Annotated in this window: 17 protein-coding genes and 1 pseudogene; 5 read left to right on the top strand and 13 right to left on the bottom strand. The window is 70.2% G+C overall.

What is annotated here, in order from left to right; genetic code table 11:
- The 4 genes and pseudogenes from VFW79_RS01365 to VFW79_RS01350 form a co-directional block, all read right to left on the bottom strand.
- Positions 1-269, bottom strand: a pseudogene (locus VFW79_RS01365) (hypothetical protein); the annotation flags it as partial.
- A 45-nt stretch (positions 270-314) separates the two neighbouring features.
- Positions 315-461: a hypothetical protein gene (locus VFW79_RS01360; RefSeq protein ID WP_329675527.1), complete on the bottom strand. Its 147-nt coding sequence runs from the start codon at positions 459-461 to the stop codon at positions 315-317.
- A 42-nt stretch (positions 462-503) separates the two neighbouring features.
- Complete coding sequence (locus tag VFW79_RS01355; protein WP_329675526.1) at positions 504-662, bottom strand: hypothetical protein; 159 nt, start codon at positions 660-662, stop codon at positions 504-506.
- Positions 652-1,488: a hypothetical protein gene (locus VFW79_RS01350; RefSeq protein WP_329675525.1), complete on the bottom strand. Its 837-nt coding sequence runs from the start codon at positions 1,486-1,488 to the stop codon at positions 652-654. Before VFW79_RS01350 ends, VFW79_RS01355 begins: the two co-directional genes overlap by 11 nt.
- 201 nt (positions 1,489-1,689) lie before the next feature.
- Here VFW79_RS01350 and VFW79_RS01345 point away from each other — a divergent pair, with 201 nt between their 5' ends.
- Positions 1,690-2,145 carry a hypothetical protein gene (locus VFW79_RS01345; RefSeq protein WP_329675524.1) on the top strand — a complete coding sequence of 152 codons (456 nt, stop codon included), beginning with the start codon at positions 1,690-1,692 and terminating at the stop codon, positions 2,143-2,145.
- 71 nt (positions 2,146-2,216) lie between these two features.
- Here VFW79_RS01345 and VFW79_RS01340 read toward each other — a convergent pair whose 3' ends face one another.
- The 6 genes from VFW79_RS01340 to VFW79_RS01315 all read right to left on the bottom strand — a co-directional run bounded on the left by VFW79_RS01340 (position 2,217) and on the right by VFW79_RS01315 (position 8,447).
- Positions 2,217-2,366 carry a hypothetical protein gene (locus VFW79_RS01340; protein WP_329675523.1) on the bottom strand — a complete coding sequence of 50 codons (150 nt, stop codon included), beginning with the start codon at positions 2,364-2,366 and terminating at the stop codon, positions 2,217-2,219.
- A 29-nt stretch (positions 2,367-2,395) separates the two neighbouring features.
- Positions 2,396-3,853 (bottom strand): FAD/NAD(P)-binding oxidoreductase, encoded by a 1,458-nt coding sequence (locus VFW79_RS01335; RefSeq protein ID WP_329675522.1) that lies wholly within the window; start codon positions 3,851-3,853, stop codon positions 2,396-2,398.
- A 476-nt stretch (positions 3,854-4,329) separates the two neighbouring features.
- Complete coding sequence (locus VFW79_RS01330; RefSeq protein WP_329675521.1) at positions 4,330-5,709, bottom strand: ribulose-bisphosphate carboxylase; 1,380 nt, start codon at positions 5,707-5,709, stop codon at positions 4,330-4,332.
- Positions 5,710-5,719: 10 nt separating this feature from the next.
- Positions 5,720-6,466 carry an HAD family hydrolase gene (locus VFW79_RS01325; protein WP_329675520.1) on the bottom strand — a complete coding sequence of 249 codons (747 nt, stop codon included), beginning with the start codon at positions 6,464-6,466 and terminating at the stop codon, positions 5,720-5,722.
- A 113-nt stretch (positions 6,467-6,579) separates the two neighbouring features.
- Positions 6,580-7,803 (bottom strand): GAF domain-containing sensor histidine kinase, encoded by a 1,224-nt coding sequence (locus VFW79_RS01320; RefSeq protein ID WP_329675519.1) that lies wholly within the window; start codon positions 7,801-7,803, stop codon positions 6,580-6,582.
- Positions 7,800-8,447 (bottom strand): response regulator transcription factor, encoded by a 648-nt coding sequence (locus tag VFW79_RS01315; protein WP_329675518.1) that lies wholly within the window; start codon positions 8,445-8,447, stop codon positions 7,800-7,802. The genes VFW79_RS01320 and VFW79_RS01315 overlap by 4 nt, the downstream gene beginning before the upstream one ends.
- 164 nt (positions 8,448-8,611) lie before the next feature.
- Between VFW79_RS01315 and rpe the strand changes: the two genes are divergently transcribed.
- The 4 genes from rpe to VFW79_RS01295 are packed head-to-tail and all read left to right on the top strand — an operon-like array spanning position 8,612 to position 13,343.
- Positions 8,612-9,325: a ribulose-phosphate 3-epimerase gene (rpe, locus tag VFW79_RS01310; protein ID WP_329675517.1), complete on the top strand. Its 714-nt coding sequence runs from the start codon at positions 8,612-8,614 to the stop codon at positions 9,323-9,325.
- Position 9,326: 1 nt separating this feature from the next.
- On the top strand, positions 9,327-11,357 hold the full coding sequence (gene tkt, locus VFW79_RS01305) for a transketolase (RefSeq protein WP_329675516.1): 2,031 nt from the start codon (positions 9,327-9,329) through the stop codon (positions 11,355-11,357).
- Positions 11,354-12,430 carry a class 1 fructose-bisphosphatase gene (locus VFW79_RS01300; protein WP_329675515.1) on the top strand — a complete coding sequence of 359 codons (1,077 nt, stop codon included), beginning with the start codon at positions 11,354-11,356 and terminating at the stop codon, positions 12,428-12,430. Before tkt ends, VFW79_RS01300 begins: the two co-directional genes overlap by 4 nt.
- A gap of 31 nt (positions 12,431-12,461) precedes the next feature.
- Positions 12,462-13,343, top strand: a complete 882-nt coding sequence (locus VFW79_RS01295) for a phosphoribulokinase (RefSeq protein WP_329675514.1) — start codon at positions 12,462-12,464, stop codon at positions 13,341-13,343.
- A gap of 196 nt (positions 13,344-13,539) precedes the next feature.
- On the opposite strand, the gene VFW79_RS01290 is transcribed toward VFW79_RS01295, so the two are convergent.
- The 3 genes from VFW79_RS01290 to VFW79_RS01280 form a co-directional block, all read right to left on the bottom strand.
- Positions 13,540-13,983, bottom strand: a complete 444-nt coding sequence (locus VFW79_RS01290) for an OsmC family protein (protein ID WP_329675513.1) — start codon at positions 13,981-13,983, stop codon at positions 13,540-13,542.
- Positions 13,984-14,044: 61 nt separating this feature from the next.
- Complete coding sequence (locus tag VFW79_RS01285; RefSeq protein ID WP_329675512.1) at positions 14,045-14,287, bottom strand: thioredoxin family protein; 243 nt, start codon at positions 14,285-14,287, stop codon at positions 14,045-14,047.
- Positions 14,284-14,640 carry a metalloregulator ArsR/SmtB family transcription factor gene (locus VFW79_RS01280; RefSeq protein ID WP_329675511.1) on the bottom strand — a complete coding sequence of 119 codons (357 nt, stop codon included), beginning with the start codon at positions 14,638-14,640 and terminating at the stop codon, positions 14,284-14,286. Before VFW79_RS01280 ends, VFW79_RS01285 begins: the two co-directional genes overlap by 4 nt.
- Positions 14,641-14,654 lie beyond the last annotated feature (14 nt).

The following is a 14,654-nucleotide window of genomic DNA, read 5'->3' as shown; positions in this document are numbered from 1 at the left end:
ACCGACGCCCGTGCGATGCCGGCCCAGGCCTCCGACCGGGTGAGCTCCTGGGCGAGCAGGACGCCGATCGACGGCGCGGCACCGATGCCGAGCGAACCGAGCACCTGGGCGACGAGAAGGACCCGGAGGGTTCGCCGACGAGCGACCGCGACCTCGGGCAGGTTGAGCCAGGAACCGTCGGACGCGCCGTCGTCGGCCCGGGCGGTGTCGTCCGGGGCGACGTCCTGCTCGTGCCTCACGTTCGCTGCGCTGTCCGTCGTCGATCCCACCGGGAAATACTCCCACGGGTATCGGCTCGGAGCGGACGTCCTGCTCTAGTGGCCGGACCTGCGGATCATCGTGAGCATGCGCAGGTTGATCCGCAGGAAGCGCCACAGCTGGAACGGGATGAAGGTGCGTCGGCGAAGGGTGCGGGCGGTGGGCAGCGGAGCGGCCGCGATGCGGTCGTCGGCAAGGTTCATGGGATCTCCTCGAGTCAGGTCGTTGTCGGCGGGCGGTGCACGTCACTCAGGGATGAGGAACCATCCCGGGAGGGCCTTCGCCTTGTAGATGAAGAGGAAGTGCAGAAGCCGCTTGACCCAGTGGGCGGCCAGCCCGACCTCTCCGTAGGTGTCCTTCACGCTCCTGCCGCTCCCGGGGAAGCGGGCGTAGTCAGGGACCACCGGGTGCATGGTCATGGCAGCTGCGGTGCCGTGGCGCAGGCCGGTGCCGGCGGATGCGATGCAGGCGGCGCCCATGGCGGACATCGATGCCGTGTGCGTCGGGGTCTGTGAGCCGGTGCGGATCATGTCGTTGATGCTGCGTGCCACCTGACGGCCCATCACCCCGGACGGCATGCCGGTGCGAGGTGGGGCGGGGGAGATCACGGTCCCTCGGGGGCTCGTCCGGGGGCGGGTGCGGCGGGGCGAAGGCGATGCCAACCCCGAAGACGTTGCTGTAGGCCGGGCTCTGGTAGGTCGAGGGCCAGTCCGCGGCGAGCCACTCGTCGTAGGGCTTGGTCGCGTAGTCGGCGTCGACGCGGAGGAAGCCGCTCGGCGCGAACATCGTCGAGGTGATGTCCGTGCCGTCGCGGTCGAAGGCAGACAGCTCCTGACCACGGAACGGTGGCAGGAGCATCGCGAAGTCGAACGTCAGGCTGTCCTGCTCGCCGTCGAGGGTCTCGAAGAACAGCTTGCCCGGCTCGACCTTCTCGACGTGCGCCCGCACGATCGCGCGCACGCCCCGCTCGCGGAACAGCGACTCCGTCCAGAGCTGGCTCGAGCTGAGGAAGCCCTGCTGCTCGAAGACCATCCCGCCGACCCCGAAGTCGCCGAGCTCGTACTCGTTGGTGAGGTAGACGACCTCGGCGAGCTCTCGCACCCCGTGGGCCCGCAGCTCGTGCTCGACGTTGAATGCGTACTCGAATGCCGCACCTTCGCAGGTGCACGTGCCGTGACCGACGCCGATCACGAGCCGCTGTCGTTCGCCGGCCCTCAGCTTGGCGATCACCTTCTCGAGCTCAGCTGCCGCCTGGACAGCGTGCGACGGTGTGCAGACCGACAGCGAGTTCCCGTCCGGGCCGAGGCCGGGGGTCGCCCCGAAGTTGAGCTTCGGCCCGGTGGCATTGATGAGGTAGTCGTAGGTCAGGCGTTCCGTCTCGCCTTCGCGTCCCGGCGAGGTCGTCGATGGCCGAGGCCGTGCGGGCGGGACATGATCGAGCGTTACGCGGCGATCGTGCGCGACTACCCGGTGTGGTCGATCGAGGACGGTCTGGTCGAGGGGGACTGGGACGGGTGGGCCACGCTCACGCAGCGGCTCGGGGCCACGACGCAGATCGTGGGTGATGACATCTTCGTGACCAACCCGGCGATCATCGCCGAGGCGATCGAGCGCAAGGTCGGCAACTCGGCCCTGATCAAGCTCAACCAGATCGGCACGGTCACCCAGACCCTCGAGGCGATGCGGTTGTGCCGTGAGGCCGGATGCACCCAGATGGTCTCGCACCGGTCGGGGGAGACCGAGGACGACTTCATCGCCGACCTGCCGGTCGCCTCCGGGTGCGGCCAGCTCAAGTCCGGTGCGCCGGCGCGCGGTGAGCGTGTCGCGAAGTACAACCGTCTGATGGAGATCGCTGCCGCCACCGATCTGCCGTACGGGCTCGCCTGAGAGCGGACGACCCCGTCGGTGCTCGCGGCGTCGGGTCTCGTTCGACGGCACCGACCGTCACGTGTGCCGCATCACCTGTGCCCGCGGAGGATCACCCTGGCCATCCGCAGGTTGATGGCGGCGAACCGCAGCAGCTGGAACGGCACGTTGCGGCGCAGGCGCAGCGTGCGGCTGGTCGGCAGGGGTGCCGCGGCGATCGACTCGGCGGTGCTGTTGTCCATCGGCTCTTCCGTCCTCTCGGGCTGTGGGGTCATTCGGGGATGAGGAACCAGAGCGGGCGGGCCTTGGCCTTGTAGAGGAACAGGTAGTGCAGGATCGCCTTGATCCAGTGCCCGGCCAGCCCGATCTCGCCGGACGTTCCGCGGGGGTCGCGGCCTGTCGCGGGGAATGCCTCCCGGTCGGGCACGACGGGGTACATCGTCATCGCGGCGGCGGTCCCCTGGGTGAACCCGGTGCCGGCCGACGCGACGCAGGCCGCACCCATCTGCGCCATGGACGCGCGGTGGGCGGGCGCCTGCGGGCCCTGGACGATCCGGTCGCGGATCGTGGCGGCCACGGTCCGCGCGGTGATCCCCGCAGGCATCCCGGTGCGCGGCGGCGCCGGCGAGATGACGGTGCCGTTGGGGCTGGTCCGGGGCACCGAGATCGCGTGCGGCGGTGCGAACGCGATGCCCGGGGCGAAGATGTTGGCGTACGCGGCCGACTCGTAGGTGCTGGGCCAGTCCTTCGCGGCCCACTCGGCGTACGGCTTGGCGGTGTAGTCCGCGTCGACCTTGAGGAACCCGTTGGGGGCGAACATCCGGCTGGTGATGTCGTTGCCCGCACGGTCGTACGCCGTCAGGTCGGCGCCGCGGAACGGCGGCAGCAGCATCGCGAAGTCGAACGGCAGCTCGTGCGTGGACCCGTCGAGCTGCTCGTAGTGGATGACGCCGGGCTCGACCTTCTGCACGTGGGCGCGGACGATCGCGTGGACGCCGCGCTCGCGGAACAGGGACTCGGTCCATGTCCGGCTCGAGGTCGTGTACCCGCGCTCGGTGAAGGTCAGACCGCCGACGCCGAAGTCGCCGAGCTCGTACTCGTTGCTGAGGTAGACCACCTCGGCCTTGTCGCGCACGCCGGCCGCGCGCAGCTCGTGCTCGACGTTGAACGTGTACTCGAACGCCGCGCCCTCGCATGTGCAGGTGCCGTGGCCGGTGCCGATGACGAGGCGCTGCGGCTCGCCTGCCCGCAGCTTGTCGATGATGAGGCCGAGCTCGTGGGCGGCATGCTCCGCGTGCGAGTCGGTGCACACCGACAGCGAGTTGCCGTCCGGACCGAGCCCGGGGGTCGCGGCAAAGTTGAGCCGGGGTCCGGTGGCGTTGACCAGGTAGTCGTAGGTGAGACGACTCGTCTCACCGGCCCCGTCGGGCGCGGTGGAGCGGATCTCGACGGCCGGGGTGGGATCGTCGGCGGTGCCCTCGGGGAACAGGGTCGTGGCGAGGGCCTGGTGGAACGTGATCCCCTTTCGGCGGTACACCGGCGCCAGTGCGAACGTCACCTGGCTGCGGGTCATCCGGCCCACGCCGACCCAGATGTTCGACGGGATCCAGTTCCACCGGGAGTTCGGCGACACGACGACGACCTCGTGCTCGCGTCCCAGCCACCGCCGCAGGTGCAGGGCCGCTGTGTGACCGGCGACACCGGCTCCGAGAATGACCACGCGTGCCATGGGCGCACCTCCTCTTCCTGCCGCGGCGGTGTCCACGCGCACGGCCCAGCCGCGCACCGTTGCGCGAGCTTCATCAGAATACCCCTAGGGGTAACGGACGGCGACCACCGGCCCCGGAGCCGGTCGGTGGACATGCGTGTGTCGATGATCCCGCTCGACGTCCCAGGCCCCGCCTCGGGGCGGTGCACCACGTTCGCGGTCGCCCTCGGACCTTGTGTCGTCCGCGCCGCGATCCTGCACGTCGACCTGCTCGTGCGTGTCGTCTGCTGCGCTGTCCGTCGTCAGTCTCACGAACGGATTCTCAACCCCGCGGGTATCGACTCGGATGGGCATCCCGCACTCGCTCCCGCTGTTCGCGGTGGGGCTGCCGTGCGGACGCTCCCGATCCTGCTGCCCCGTAGGCCGGTAGTGGTCGACCGACGAAGCAAGCACCGCGTGCTGCAGCCACCGCCCTCACCGACGGGCAGCTCAGACTGCTACGCGGTCGTCAGGAGCCGCTCGCGCCAGCCAGGAAAGATCGTGTCGGCATCGCCGGGGAAGGACTCGAAGGCGCGGGCGAGCTCGCGGTGGGTCGCCGCCCACTCGACCGGGTCCACCCCGGCCTTCCAGCCCTCGTAGGCCTGGCGAAGCGAGAGCGCCCCGGCGGCGGGACCGTCGATGTGCCCGTAGGCACCGCCGCCTGCTGTGCTGATGAGGTTGCCGTGGCCGAGGTTCGCGAAGAACCCGGGCAGACGCAAGGCATTCATGCCGCCCGAGATGATCGGTGTGGTGGCCTTGATACCGTCCCACTTCTGGAAGTAGACGGGGCCCTGCGCCTCGTCCCGCTCGATCATGTAGGCGATCACCCGGTCGTCGGTGCCGCCCTCCATCTTCCCGTACCCCATCGTGCCGACGTGGATGCCCGAGGCCCCCTGCAGGCGGGACATCTTGGCCAGCACGAACGCGGTGTATCCACGCTTGGCGCTCGGGGAGGTGATCGCGCCGTGGCCGGCCCGGTGGTAGTGCAGGAACTGGTTCGGGTAGTTCCGCCGCGCCGTCGTGACCATTCCCGGCCCGCCGACGTAGCCATCGACCAGGAACGCGAGCTTGTTGGCGTCCGGCCCGAAGGTGGCCAGCGCGAAGTCGGCGCGCGCGAGCATCTCGTGGTGGTCGTCTGCCGTGATGTTCATCGAGAACAGCTTCGCCTCGCCGGTCTCGTCCATCGCCCGCTTCATCGCGTCGTAGACGAGCGGGACGGTCTTCTTCAGCGGCGAGAACACCTGGTTGCCCTGGGGCTCGTCGTTCTTGATGAAGTCCCCGCCGAGCCAGAACTTGTACGCCGCCTCGGCGAACGGCTCAGGACGCAGCCCGAGCTTGGGCTTGATGATCGTCCCGGCGATGAAGCCGCCGTCCTTGACCGGGCGACCGAGGATGCGCCACAGGTCCTCGATGTTCATCGACGGCCCGTCGAACTGGCGGATGACCTCGGGCGGGACCCAGAAGTCGACCATCTTGGCGTGCTCGATGTCGCCCATGCCCTGGTTGTTGCCGATCGTCAGGGTGAGGAACGAGACCATCATCATCCGGCCGTCGGTGACGTTGCGGTCGAACAGGTCGAGCGGGTAGGCGATCCGCATGTCCTCGTTCGCCTCGTCGACGTGGTAGACGAGCGCGTCGACGCCCCTGGTGAAGTCGTCGGTCGTCGAGACCTCGACGTTCGTGCCGGTCGAGGACTCGGCGGCGAAGTGCGCGGCCGCCTCGAGATAGGCGAGGCCCGCCTTCGGCTTCATGCGGTACGCGCACAGGATGTGCCTGCCGCCCGCGATGAGCTCGGCCTCTCCCAGACTGAGGTCGGCGTAGCGGTGTGCCTGGTCCATGCGCTGCTCCTTAGTGAGTTGGCCCGGGTCGCATGCGGCTGCCGGGGTGAACGGTGTCGTGGAGGGTCGCGAGGTCGGCGAGCGTCACGCCGGAGAGGTCGGGAAGAACGGCGAGCGCGCCGGTGGTGTCGTGCCCCACGGTGTAGGGGCTCCGGGTCACCACCGTGGGTAGGCCTGCTGTGACGGCGGCGTGCAGCCCCACGGAGGAGTCCTCGACCGCGAGGCACTCCTCGGGTGGCAGGCCGAGTCGCTCGGTCACCCAGGTGTAGATGTCGGGCGCGGGCTTCTTCCGGGGCACGACGTCGCCCGCGCCAATGACCTCGAACCAGCCGGGCGCGTCATGTCCGAGGCCGGCCTCGAGCAGGGCCGTGACGTTCTCGGGGCGCGTCGTGGACGCGATGGCGAGCCTCGTTCCGGTCGCCCGAGCCTCAGAGACGAGCCGCGCCACTCCCGGCCGGAGCCGGATCCTGCCGCTCGCCGCGAACGCGACGTACCGCCTGGTCTTGTCGGCGTGCAGCGCGGCGATGGCCTCGTCGGCATCCGGTCGATCCAGGAAGCCGGGGTCGTGCCGCTCGCAGAAGTGCCGGATCCGCTCCTTGCCGCCCGTCACGCTGAGCGGCCCGCCGTAGACGTCGACTCCCCAGTGCCAGGGCAGTCCGGCATGGGCGAACGCGGCGTTGAAGGCAGGCCGATGGCCGTCACGCTCGGTGTCGGCGAGCGTGCCGTCCACGTCGAAGACCAGCGCCTGAAGTGCCATGACGGCGACGCTAGACCGCAGCGGCAGATGTCGGCCTCACCCCCACGGGGGACGACGGGGGTGAGACGGCTGCAACGGTGCACCCGTCTGCCGCGGGCATCGCCGGGGCAGTCTCAACCCGTCGGCTCAGGCGCGTGCACCACGGGCAGATCGACGATCACCGTCGTGCCGCGCCCGGGCATCGAATCGATCCGCAGCGACGCACCGACCAGGGCGCACCGTTCGGCGATCGACGACAACCCGAAATGGGCGCCCTCGGTGCCGGCCGCACGCGCCGCGGCCCGGTCTGTCGGCCCCTGACGGACGTCGAAGCCGACCCCGTCGTCCGAGATGCCGAGGACGACGTCGTCCCCGACCCGGCGCAGGCTCACCGTGACCAGGCTCGCGTGACCGTGGCGGATCGCGTTGCTCGTCGACTCCTGGGCGATCCGGAAGAGCGCTGCCGCGGCGTGGTCGGGCAGGTCGGCAAACTCCTCCGGCGGGTCGCACACCGCTTCCATCACCGCGTCCGGAGCGGTCTCTGCCAACGACTCGAGGGCGGCGACCAGGCCGAGGTCGTCCAGGACCAGGCTGTGCAGGCCGGTGATCGCCGCGCGGGTCTGCGTGTACGCGCGGTCGGCGAGGGTCCGTGCCACACCGATCTGCGAGCGCGCCTGGGCGAGCCTCGTGCCGTCGGGACGGGACGTGGCGCACTCCGCCTCCGCTGCCGCGAGGGACAGCTCGGCCGCGTTGAGGTGAAAGGACATCGAGGCCAGCGCGGTGGTCACCCCGTCGTGCAGGTCGGACGCGATCCGGCGCCGTTCGGACTCCTGCGCAGAGATCGCCTGGGCGATCAGCCGGTCCCGGTCGTCCCGATGCGCGTCGACCGCGTTGCGCAGGTCCATCACCTGCAGGCGCAGCCCGAGCAGGTCGGCGCACGGCTGCAGGCTCGTCAGGTCCTCGTCGGTGTACGGCTCGTCGACGCTCCGGTGCACGCCGACCACCCCGAGGATCTGCCCACCCAGACCGCGGGCCGGCACGCACAGACGGGCCACCGACCCGCCGTCGTCCAGACCCAGCACGTGGCGATGGATCGGGTTGCGCGGCGCGTCCGCGCCCAGCCGCATGCCGTGTCCGTTGCGGGCCACCAGCCCCGTGACCCCCTGCCCGACCTTCACGACGAGCGCAGCCTGCGCGGCCGGATCGGGCGGATAGAGCCCGCCGACGGTCAGCTGCTTCCCGTCGGACAGCTGGATCACCGCACCGGTCGAGCGGGTCTGCTCGGCAAAGGCCCTGGCGAGTGCGCCGAGGTCGAAGGCGAAGGGCGTCGCGAGCATCAGCCACAGCTGCGACTTCATCGAAACAGCCCCTCTCGCAGCGCGAAGGCGATGGCTCCGCCGCGGTCCTGGAGGTCCAGCTTGCGGTACAGGCTCCGGATGTGGGTCTTGACGGTGTCCTCGGTGATGACGAGCGTCGACGCGATCCCTCGGTTGGAGTGCCCGGCGACCAGGAGCGCGAGGACCTCGGACTCGCGCTGGGTCAGCCCGTGGTTCGCCCCGGGCCAGAACTCGCCGGAGGAGATCCGCGCCGCGGACATCGCCACGCGGCCGGCCAGCGCAGCGTCGATCGCGATCTCCCCATCGGCGACCCGGCGCAGGTGGCCGACCAGCTCGGCGGCGTCGACCCGCTTGAGCACGTAGCCGCGTGCACCGACGCGCAGCGCCTGGAAGAGGTAGTGCTCGTCGTCGTACACCGTCAGCATGACAACCTTGATCGTCGGGTGCGTCTGGGCCAGCTCGCGCACCAGGTCCAGGCCGCTGTCGCGGCCGAGCCGCACGTCGCTGAGCACGATGTCGGGCACCACCAGGTCGATGGCCCGGCGCGCTTCGGCGAGTGAGGTCGCCGTCCCCACGACGACCACATCGTCGTCGAAGTGGGCGAGCATGGCCGTCAGCCCGTGCAGGACCATCTCGTGGTCGTCGACGAGCACGAGACGAAGCACGCTACGACCGTCATCGGGCACGGCCCCACCCTACGACCGACGGGCGGCTTCGCGTCCGGACGACGGATCACCCCCGTGACCACCCCTGGGGGTGAGCCGCGGCGGCCCCGCAGCGCGGTTTCCTTGCCAGGTCAGCGAGGACGACCCGTACCGGGAGGCACGACATGGCACGGCACGCACCGCTCATCGTCCCGTCGGTCCTTCCTGCCGACGCGGCCCGTCTCGGCGCCGAGGTCGAAGACCTCTGCGCCGCTGGCGTCGACCGGATCCAGTGGGACGTCATGGATGGCATCTTCGTCCCGAACCTCACCTTCGGACCTGACGTCATCGCCGCTGCGCGGCGGCACAGCACCGTCGGGTTCGAGGCCCATCTCATGGTGGTGGAACCGGACGAGCTGCTGGGCCGCTACGTCGACGCAGGCTGCGAGCTGGTCATCGTGCACGCCGAGGCCACCACCCACCTGCACAGGACGCTGCACCGGATCCGGGAGCTCGGTGCGCGCTCGGGGGTGGCGCTCAACCCGCACACCCCCGTCGCGGTGGTCGAGAACGTGCTCGACGAGGCCGACATGGTCCTGGCGATGACCGTCAACCCGGGATTCGGGGGACAGGCCTACATCCCGGCGGTCGAGGCCAAGGTCCGACGGCTGCGCACCATGGTCGAGGAGTCCGGCCTGTCGATCGAGATCGAGGTCGACGGCGGGATCACGGACGCGACGATCGGCGGTTCGGCAGCGGCGGGCGCCGACGTGTTCATCTCCGGAAGCTGGTTGTACTCGTACCCCGGGGGCAAGTCCGCCGGGGTGCAGCTGCTGCGCGAGCGAGCGAGGGCCGCGATGGCGCCCTCGAGCGTCGCCGTCGACGAGAGGGTGGCCTGAGATGACCTTCGAGATCACGACCGACCTCGCGCCCAGCACCGTCGGCACGATGGCCCGGGAACCCGGGACCGACGCCCTGGCCGTCTCCACCCTGCGGTTCCTCGCCGCTGACATGGTCGAGGAGGCGCAGTCCGGACACCCGGGCCTGCCGATGGGTGCCGCGCCGATGGCCTGGGTGCTGTTCTCCCGGCACCTGCGCCATGACCCGGCCGACTCGCGCTGGCCGGACCGCGACCGGTTCGTGCTGAGCGCCGGGCACGGCTCGCCGCTCCTCTACGGGCTGCTGCACACGTTCGGCTACGACCTGCCGGTCGACGAGCTGCGACGCTTCCGCCAGCTCGGCTCGCGGACGCCCGGTCACCCCGAGTTCGGCCACACCGACGGGGTGGAGACCACCACCGGACCGCTCGGCCAGGGCCTGGCGATGGCCGTGGGCATGGCGCTCGCCGAGCGCATGCAGGCTGCGCGCTTCCCGGAGATCACCGACCACCGCACCTACGCGCTGGTCGGCGACGGCTGCCTCATGGAGGGGATCAGCCAGGAGGCGATCTCGCTCGCCGGGCACCTGGGCCTGGGACGGCTCATCGTCCTGTGGGACGACAACCAGATCACCATCGACGGCCCGGTCGGGCAGTCCTCCTCCGACGACCACCAGGCTCGGTTCGCCGCCTCGGGCTGGCACGTGCAGACGGTCGAGGACGGCACGGACCTCGACGCCATCGATGCCGCGCTCACGGCAGCCAAGGCGGACCCGAAGCCCAGCCTCATCGCGGTTCGGACCGTCATCGGTCACGGCGCACCCGGCATCGAGGGCACGCCGGCGGCGCACGGAGCGCCGCTGGGCCCGACCGTGCTCGCGGCCGGCAAGGCCGCGGTCGGCTGGACCCACCCCCCGTTCGCCGTGCCCGTCGCCGTCGCCGATCGCTGCACGCAGGTGGCGGCGGCGGGACGTGCAGCGCGCGAGGCGTGGGCGAGTCGACTGGCGACGTTCACGCAGGTCGCACCCGCGCGCGCCGAGGTGTGGCGGCGAACCTGGGCCCGCGAGGTACACCCGGACCTCGACGCCGTGATCTCGGGTGTCGGTACCGGGAAAGCCCGGGCGACGCGTCAGTCCTCCCAGTCCGTCCTGAGCACCGTGGCAGCCCAGCTGCCCGAGCTCGTCGGTGGCTCGGCGGACCTCGCGACGTCCACCGGGACGGTCACCGGCCAGCGAGCTGTTACCCGTGACGACTTCTCGGGCGCGGTGGTGAACTTCGGGATCCGGGAGTTCGGCATGGCAGCCGTGCTCAACGGGCTCAGCCTGCACGGGGGGTTCCGCACCTACGGCAGCACCTTCCTGGTCTTCAGCGACTACCTGCGGCCTGCCCTTCGGCTGTCGGCGATGATGGGCCAACCGGTGATCTACCTGTTGACGCACGACTCGGTCGCTGTCGGCGAGGACGGTCCGACGCACCAGCCCGTCGAGCACATCGAGTCACTTCGACTCATCCCGGGGCTGACGGTGCTCCGTCCGGCGGACGACGTGGAGACTGCCGCCGCATGGCGTCAGGCGCTGGTCACGACGGACGGCCCCACCGTTCTCGTGCTGAGCCGTCAGTCGGTGCCGTCGTTCCTCGCGGAGCCGGCACGGCCCGACTTTCTCACGGCCGACGGCGGACGCGTCGTCCGGGCCGTGCCGGACCCGGACGTCGACCTGCTGGCGACCGGCTCGGAGGTCGGCCTCGCTGTCGCCGCTGCCGAGCTGCTGGACATCGACGGTCTGCGGGCCAGGGTGATCTCGGTCCCCTGGCGTGAGCGCTACGCCGCACGTGCTCCTGGCGCCGATCGGGCACCGATCCGCGTCTCTCTCGAGGCCGGTGTCACCTCCGGCTGGGCCGGGCTTGCCACGATCCGGATCGGGGTGGACCGGTTCGGCGCCTCCGGCACGGCGCCGGACGTCCTGGCCCACGTGGGCCTGACCCCAGTCGCCGTGGCCACCCGGGTCGCAGCGGACGTCCGTGCCGCGACGACGACACATGAGGCGAGGCGATGATGCTCACCAACCGCACGACACTCACGCAGTTCCTCATCGAGGAGCGGCGCCGGCACGAGGACGCCAACGGTGACCTGAACGGGCTCATCCTCGACGTGGCCCTGGCCTGCAAGGCGATCTCGCGGCTCGTGGCCAGGGGTGACCTGGCCGGCGTGCTGGGGGCCGTCGGAGCGACGAACGTGCAGGGTGAGCAGCAGCAGAAGCTCGACGTCCGAGCCAACGACTGCTTCCTGCGGGCCACCGAGTGGGGCGGGCACGTCGCAGGAATGGTCTCCGAGGAGATCGAGGAGCCATACCTGCTTCCGGGCGAGTACCCGCGCGGCAAGTACCTCTTGGCCTTCGACCCCCTCGACGGCTCGTCGAACATCGACGTCAACCTCTCGGTGGGCAGCGTGTTCTCGATCCTTCGGTCGCCGAACCCCGGGACCGACGCCGTGGTCGCGGACTACCTGCAGCCCGGGCAGCAGCAGGTGGCCGCCGGATACGCGATCTACGGACCGTCGACGATGCTCGTGCTGTCGGTCGGTCGGGGGGTGCACGGCTTCACCCTCGAACCCACCCTCGGCGAGTTCTTCCTGACCCACCCGGACATGCGGGTGCCGACCTCAGGCTCGGAGTTCGCGATCAACTCCTCCAACTACCGGTTCTGGGAGCCCGCGGTCCGTAGGTACGTCGACGAGTGCCTCGCCGGAAGCTCCGGCGTGCGGGAGCGGGACTTCAACATGCGCTGGGTCGCCTCGCTGGTGGCCGAGGCCCATCGGATCCTCAACCGCGGCGGTGTGTTCCTCTACCCGCGAGACTCCAAGAAGGCGGGCGCCGCCGGCCGGCTCCGGCTGCTCTACGAGGCCAACCCGATCGGCTTCTTGATCGAGCAGGCCGGCGGCCGTGCGAGCACCGGTCGGACACCGTTGCTCTCCGTGCGACCCACGGGGATCCACCAGCGCGTCGGCTTCGTGTTCGGCGCCGCCGACGAGGTCGCGCGGATCGAGGCCTACCACGCCGAGTCCTACGACGATCCCGACCCGAACATCCCGCTGTACGCCCGACGCGGCCTGTTCCGCGCCAGCCGCTGACCGATCCCGCGAGCCACCAGAGGAGGACCGCATGTCGACGAAGCATCCCGTCGTGGCAATCACCGGGTCGTCAGGAGCCGGGACCACGTCGGTTCGCCGCACCTTCGAGCAGATCTTCCGACGCGAAGGGGTGAACGCCGCCTACATCGAGGGCGACAGCTTCCACCGGTGGGACCGCGTCGAGATGAAGGCCGCGCTCGCGCGCGCCCTCGAGGATGGCGACCACACGCTCAGTCACTTCGGCCCCGAGGCGAACCTGTTCGCTGAGCTCGAGTCGCTGTTCCGGGACTACGGCGAGACGGGCAGCGGTCAGTTCCGGCGCTACCTGCACGACGTCGAGGAGGCCGCGCCCTACCAGCAGGAACCCGGCACCTTCACCGCCTGGGAGGACCTCCCCGTCGGCACGGACCTGCTGTTCTACGAGGGTCTGCACGGAGCGGTCGTCACGGAGGAGGTCGACATCGCCCGCCACGTGGATCTGGCGATCGGCGTGGTGCCGGTGATCAACCTCGAGTGGATCCAGAAGCTCAACCGGGACCGGCTCCAGCGCGGATACACCACGGAGGCCGTGACCGAGACGATCCTTCGGCGGATGCCAGACTACGTGGACTACGTGACGCCGCAGTTCTCTCGCACGCACGTGAACTTCCAGCGGGTGCCCGTGGTCGACACGTCCAACCCGTTCATCGCCCGGACGATTCCGACGCTCGACGAGTCGATGCTGGTCATCCGCTTCGAGAGTCCCCGCGGCATCGACTTCCCCTACCTGCTCTCGATGCTGCACGGTTCCTTCATGTCACGCCCCAACACCATCGTGTGCCCCGGCGGGAAGATGGACCTGGCCATGCAGCTGATCTTCACACCCATGCTGTGGCGCCTCAAGGACCGCAAGCGACAGGCGGAGATCGGCTAGCTAGCCCCGGAGATTCGAGCCGCGCCGTCCGTCTGACGGGGCAACCTGCCAAGCGTGTGAACGGTTGCTCGATCTGGCATAGCGACGGAACGCGACGCCCCCCGGGTGGTCCTCGACGTGTCCGAGTCGGATCTATCGCGACCCTGGCCTGCCAGCGGTCCACGGCCGGGCGCGGTCGGGCGCCGGTCGACGACCATCAAGGCGCAGGCGGGTACGCCGGGGTCGGCACGATCACGACGCTGCCGTGCACGTCGCACACGGCTGCCAGGGTGTTGTAGACGGTGCCGAACTGCCGCAGGTTGCGGTGCACGAGGTCGACTCGGCGTTCGTCCTCGTCGGTGACCAGGTGCAGCTCGTACTCGATCTCCACGAACCGCGGCGGGATGTCCTGGCGGCGGGCGCGGACGTCGATGTCGGCGTGCTCGTAGCGGAACGACAGCAGAGCACTCGATCGCTCAAGGTTCTTCATCAGGCAGGCGGCGAAGGCGGCAGCCAGCAGCTCGGCGGGTCCAGGCGTTCCTGCAGGCTCGTCGGCCGCCCACGTGGAGTCGACCGGGATGGTCTGGTTGCCCGCAGTGACGGTCGACTCGCCACCCGCCCACACCTCGGCGTGCACGCGGTAGCTGGTCGGTGGTCTCATCGCTCTCGCGTCCTCCCGTACGGGTCTGACGGCAGTGCTGTTGCTCGAGCTGCGGGGCCGGTCAGGAGGCCAGCTCTGCAAGGATCGCGCGGACCTGGGCGCTGCGCGGGACCCGACCGGAGAACAGGACCGTGTCGTCGACGACCAGGGCCGGTGTCGACATCACGCCGTAGCCAAGGATGGTCGGGTAGTCCTCGATCTTCTGGACGGTCGCGTCAAGTCCGAGCGCGTCCACGGCGTCGCGGGTGACGCGCTCGAGGGCCACGCAGCTGGGGCAGCCCGGTCCGAGGACCTTGATGATCACTCCGCGGCCGTCCTCCCTGCGCGACGCCGGAGGCCCGGGCCGGGCAGCGCTGCGGCGAGCCGGTCCAGGGCGTCGTCGGCGAGGGAGTAGTCGATCCACCGACCACGCCGACTGGTCGTGACCAGGCCGGCGTCGCGCAGCACCTTGAGGTGGTAGCTCAGCAGGTTGGCGGCGATCGGGATGTGCTCCTGAAGGTTGCACACGCACGACTCGCTCGCCGACAGCTGCTGGAGCACGGTCCAACGGATCGGGTCGGCCACCGCGGTGAGCAGCGACACCGATGCGTCGGCGTCCTCGCGCGGGGCGCTGGTCAGGACGATCGGAACGGCGCGGGTCGTGGTCGAATCAGTCACATTTGAAGTATAGG

It is taken from the genome of Cellulomonas sp. (assembly GCF_036279715.1).
Lineage (GTDB): Bacteria > Actinomycetota > Actinomycetes > Actinomycetales > Cellulomonadaceae > Cellulomonas_A.
This window is presented reverse-complemented; position numbering and strand designations above follow the sequence as displayed.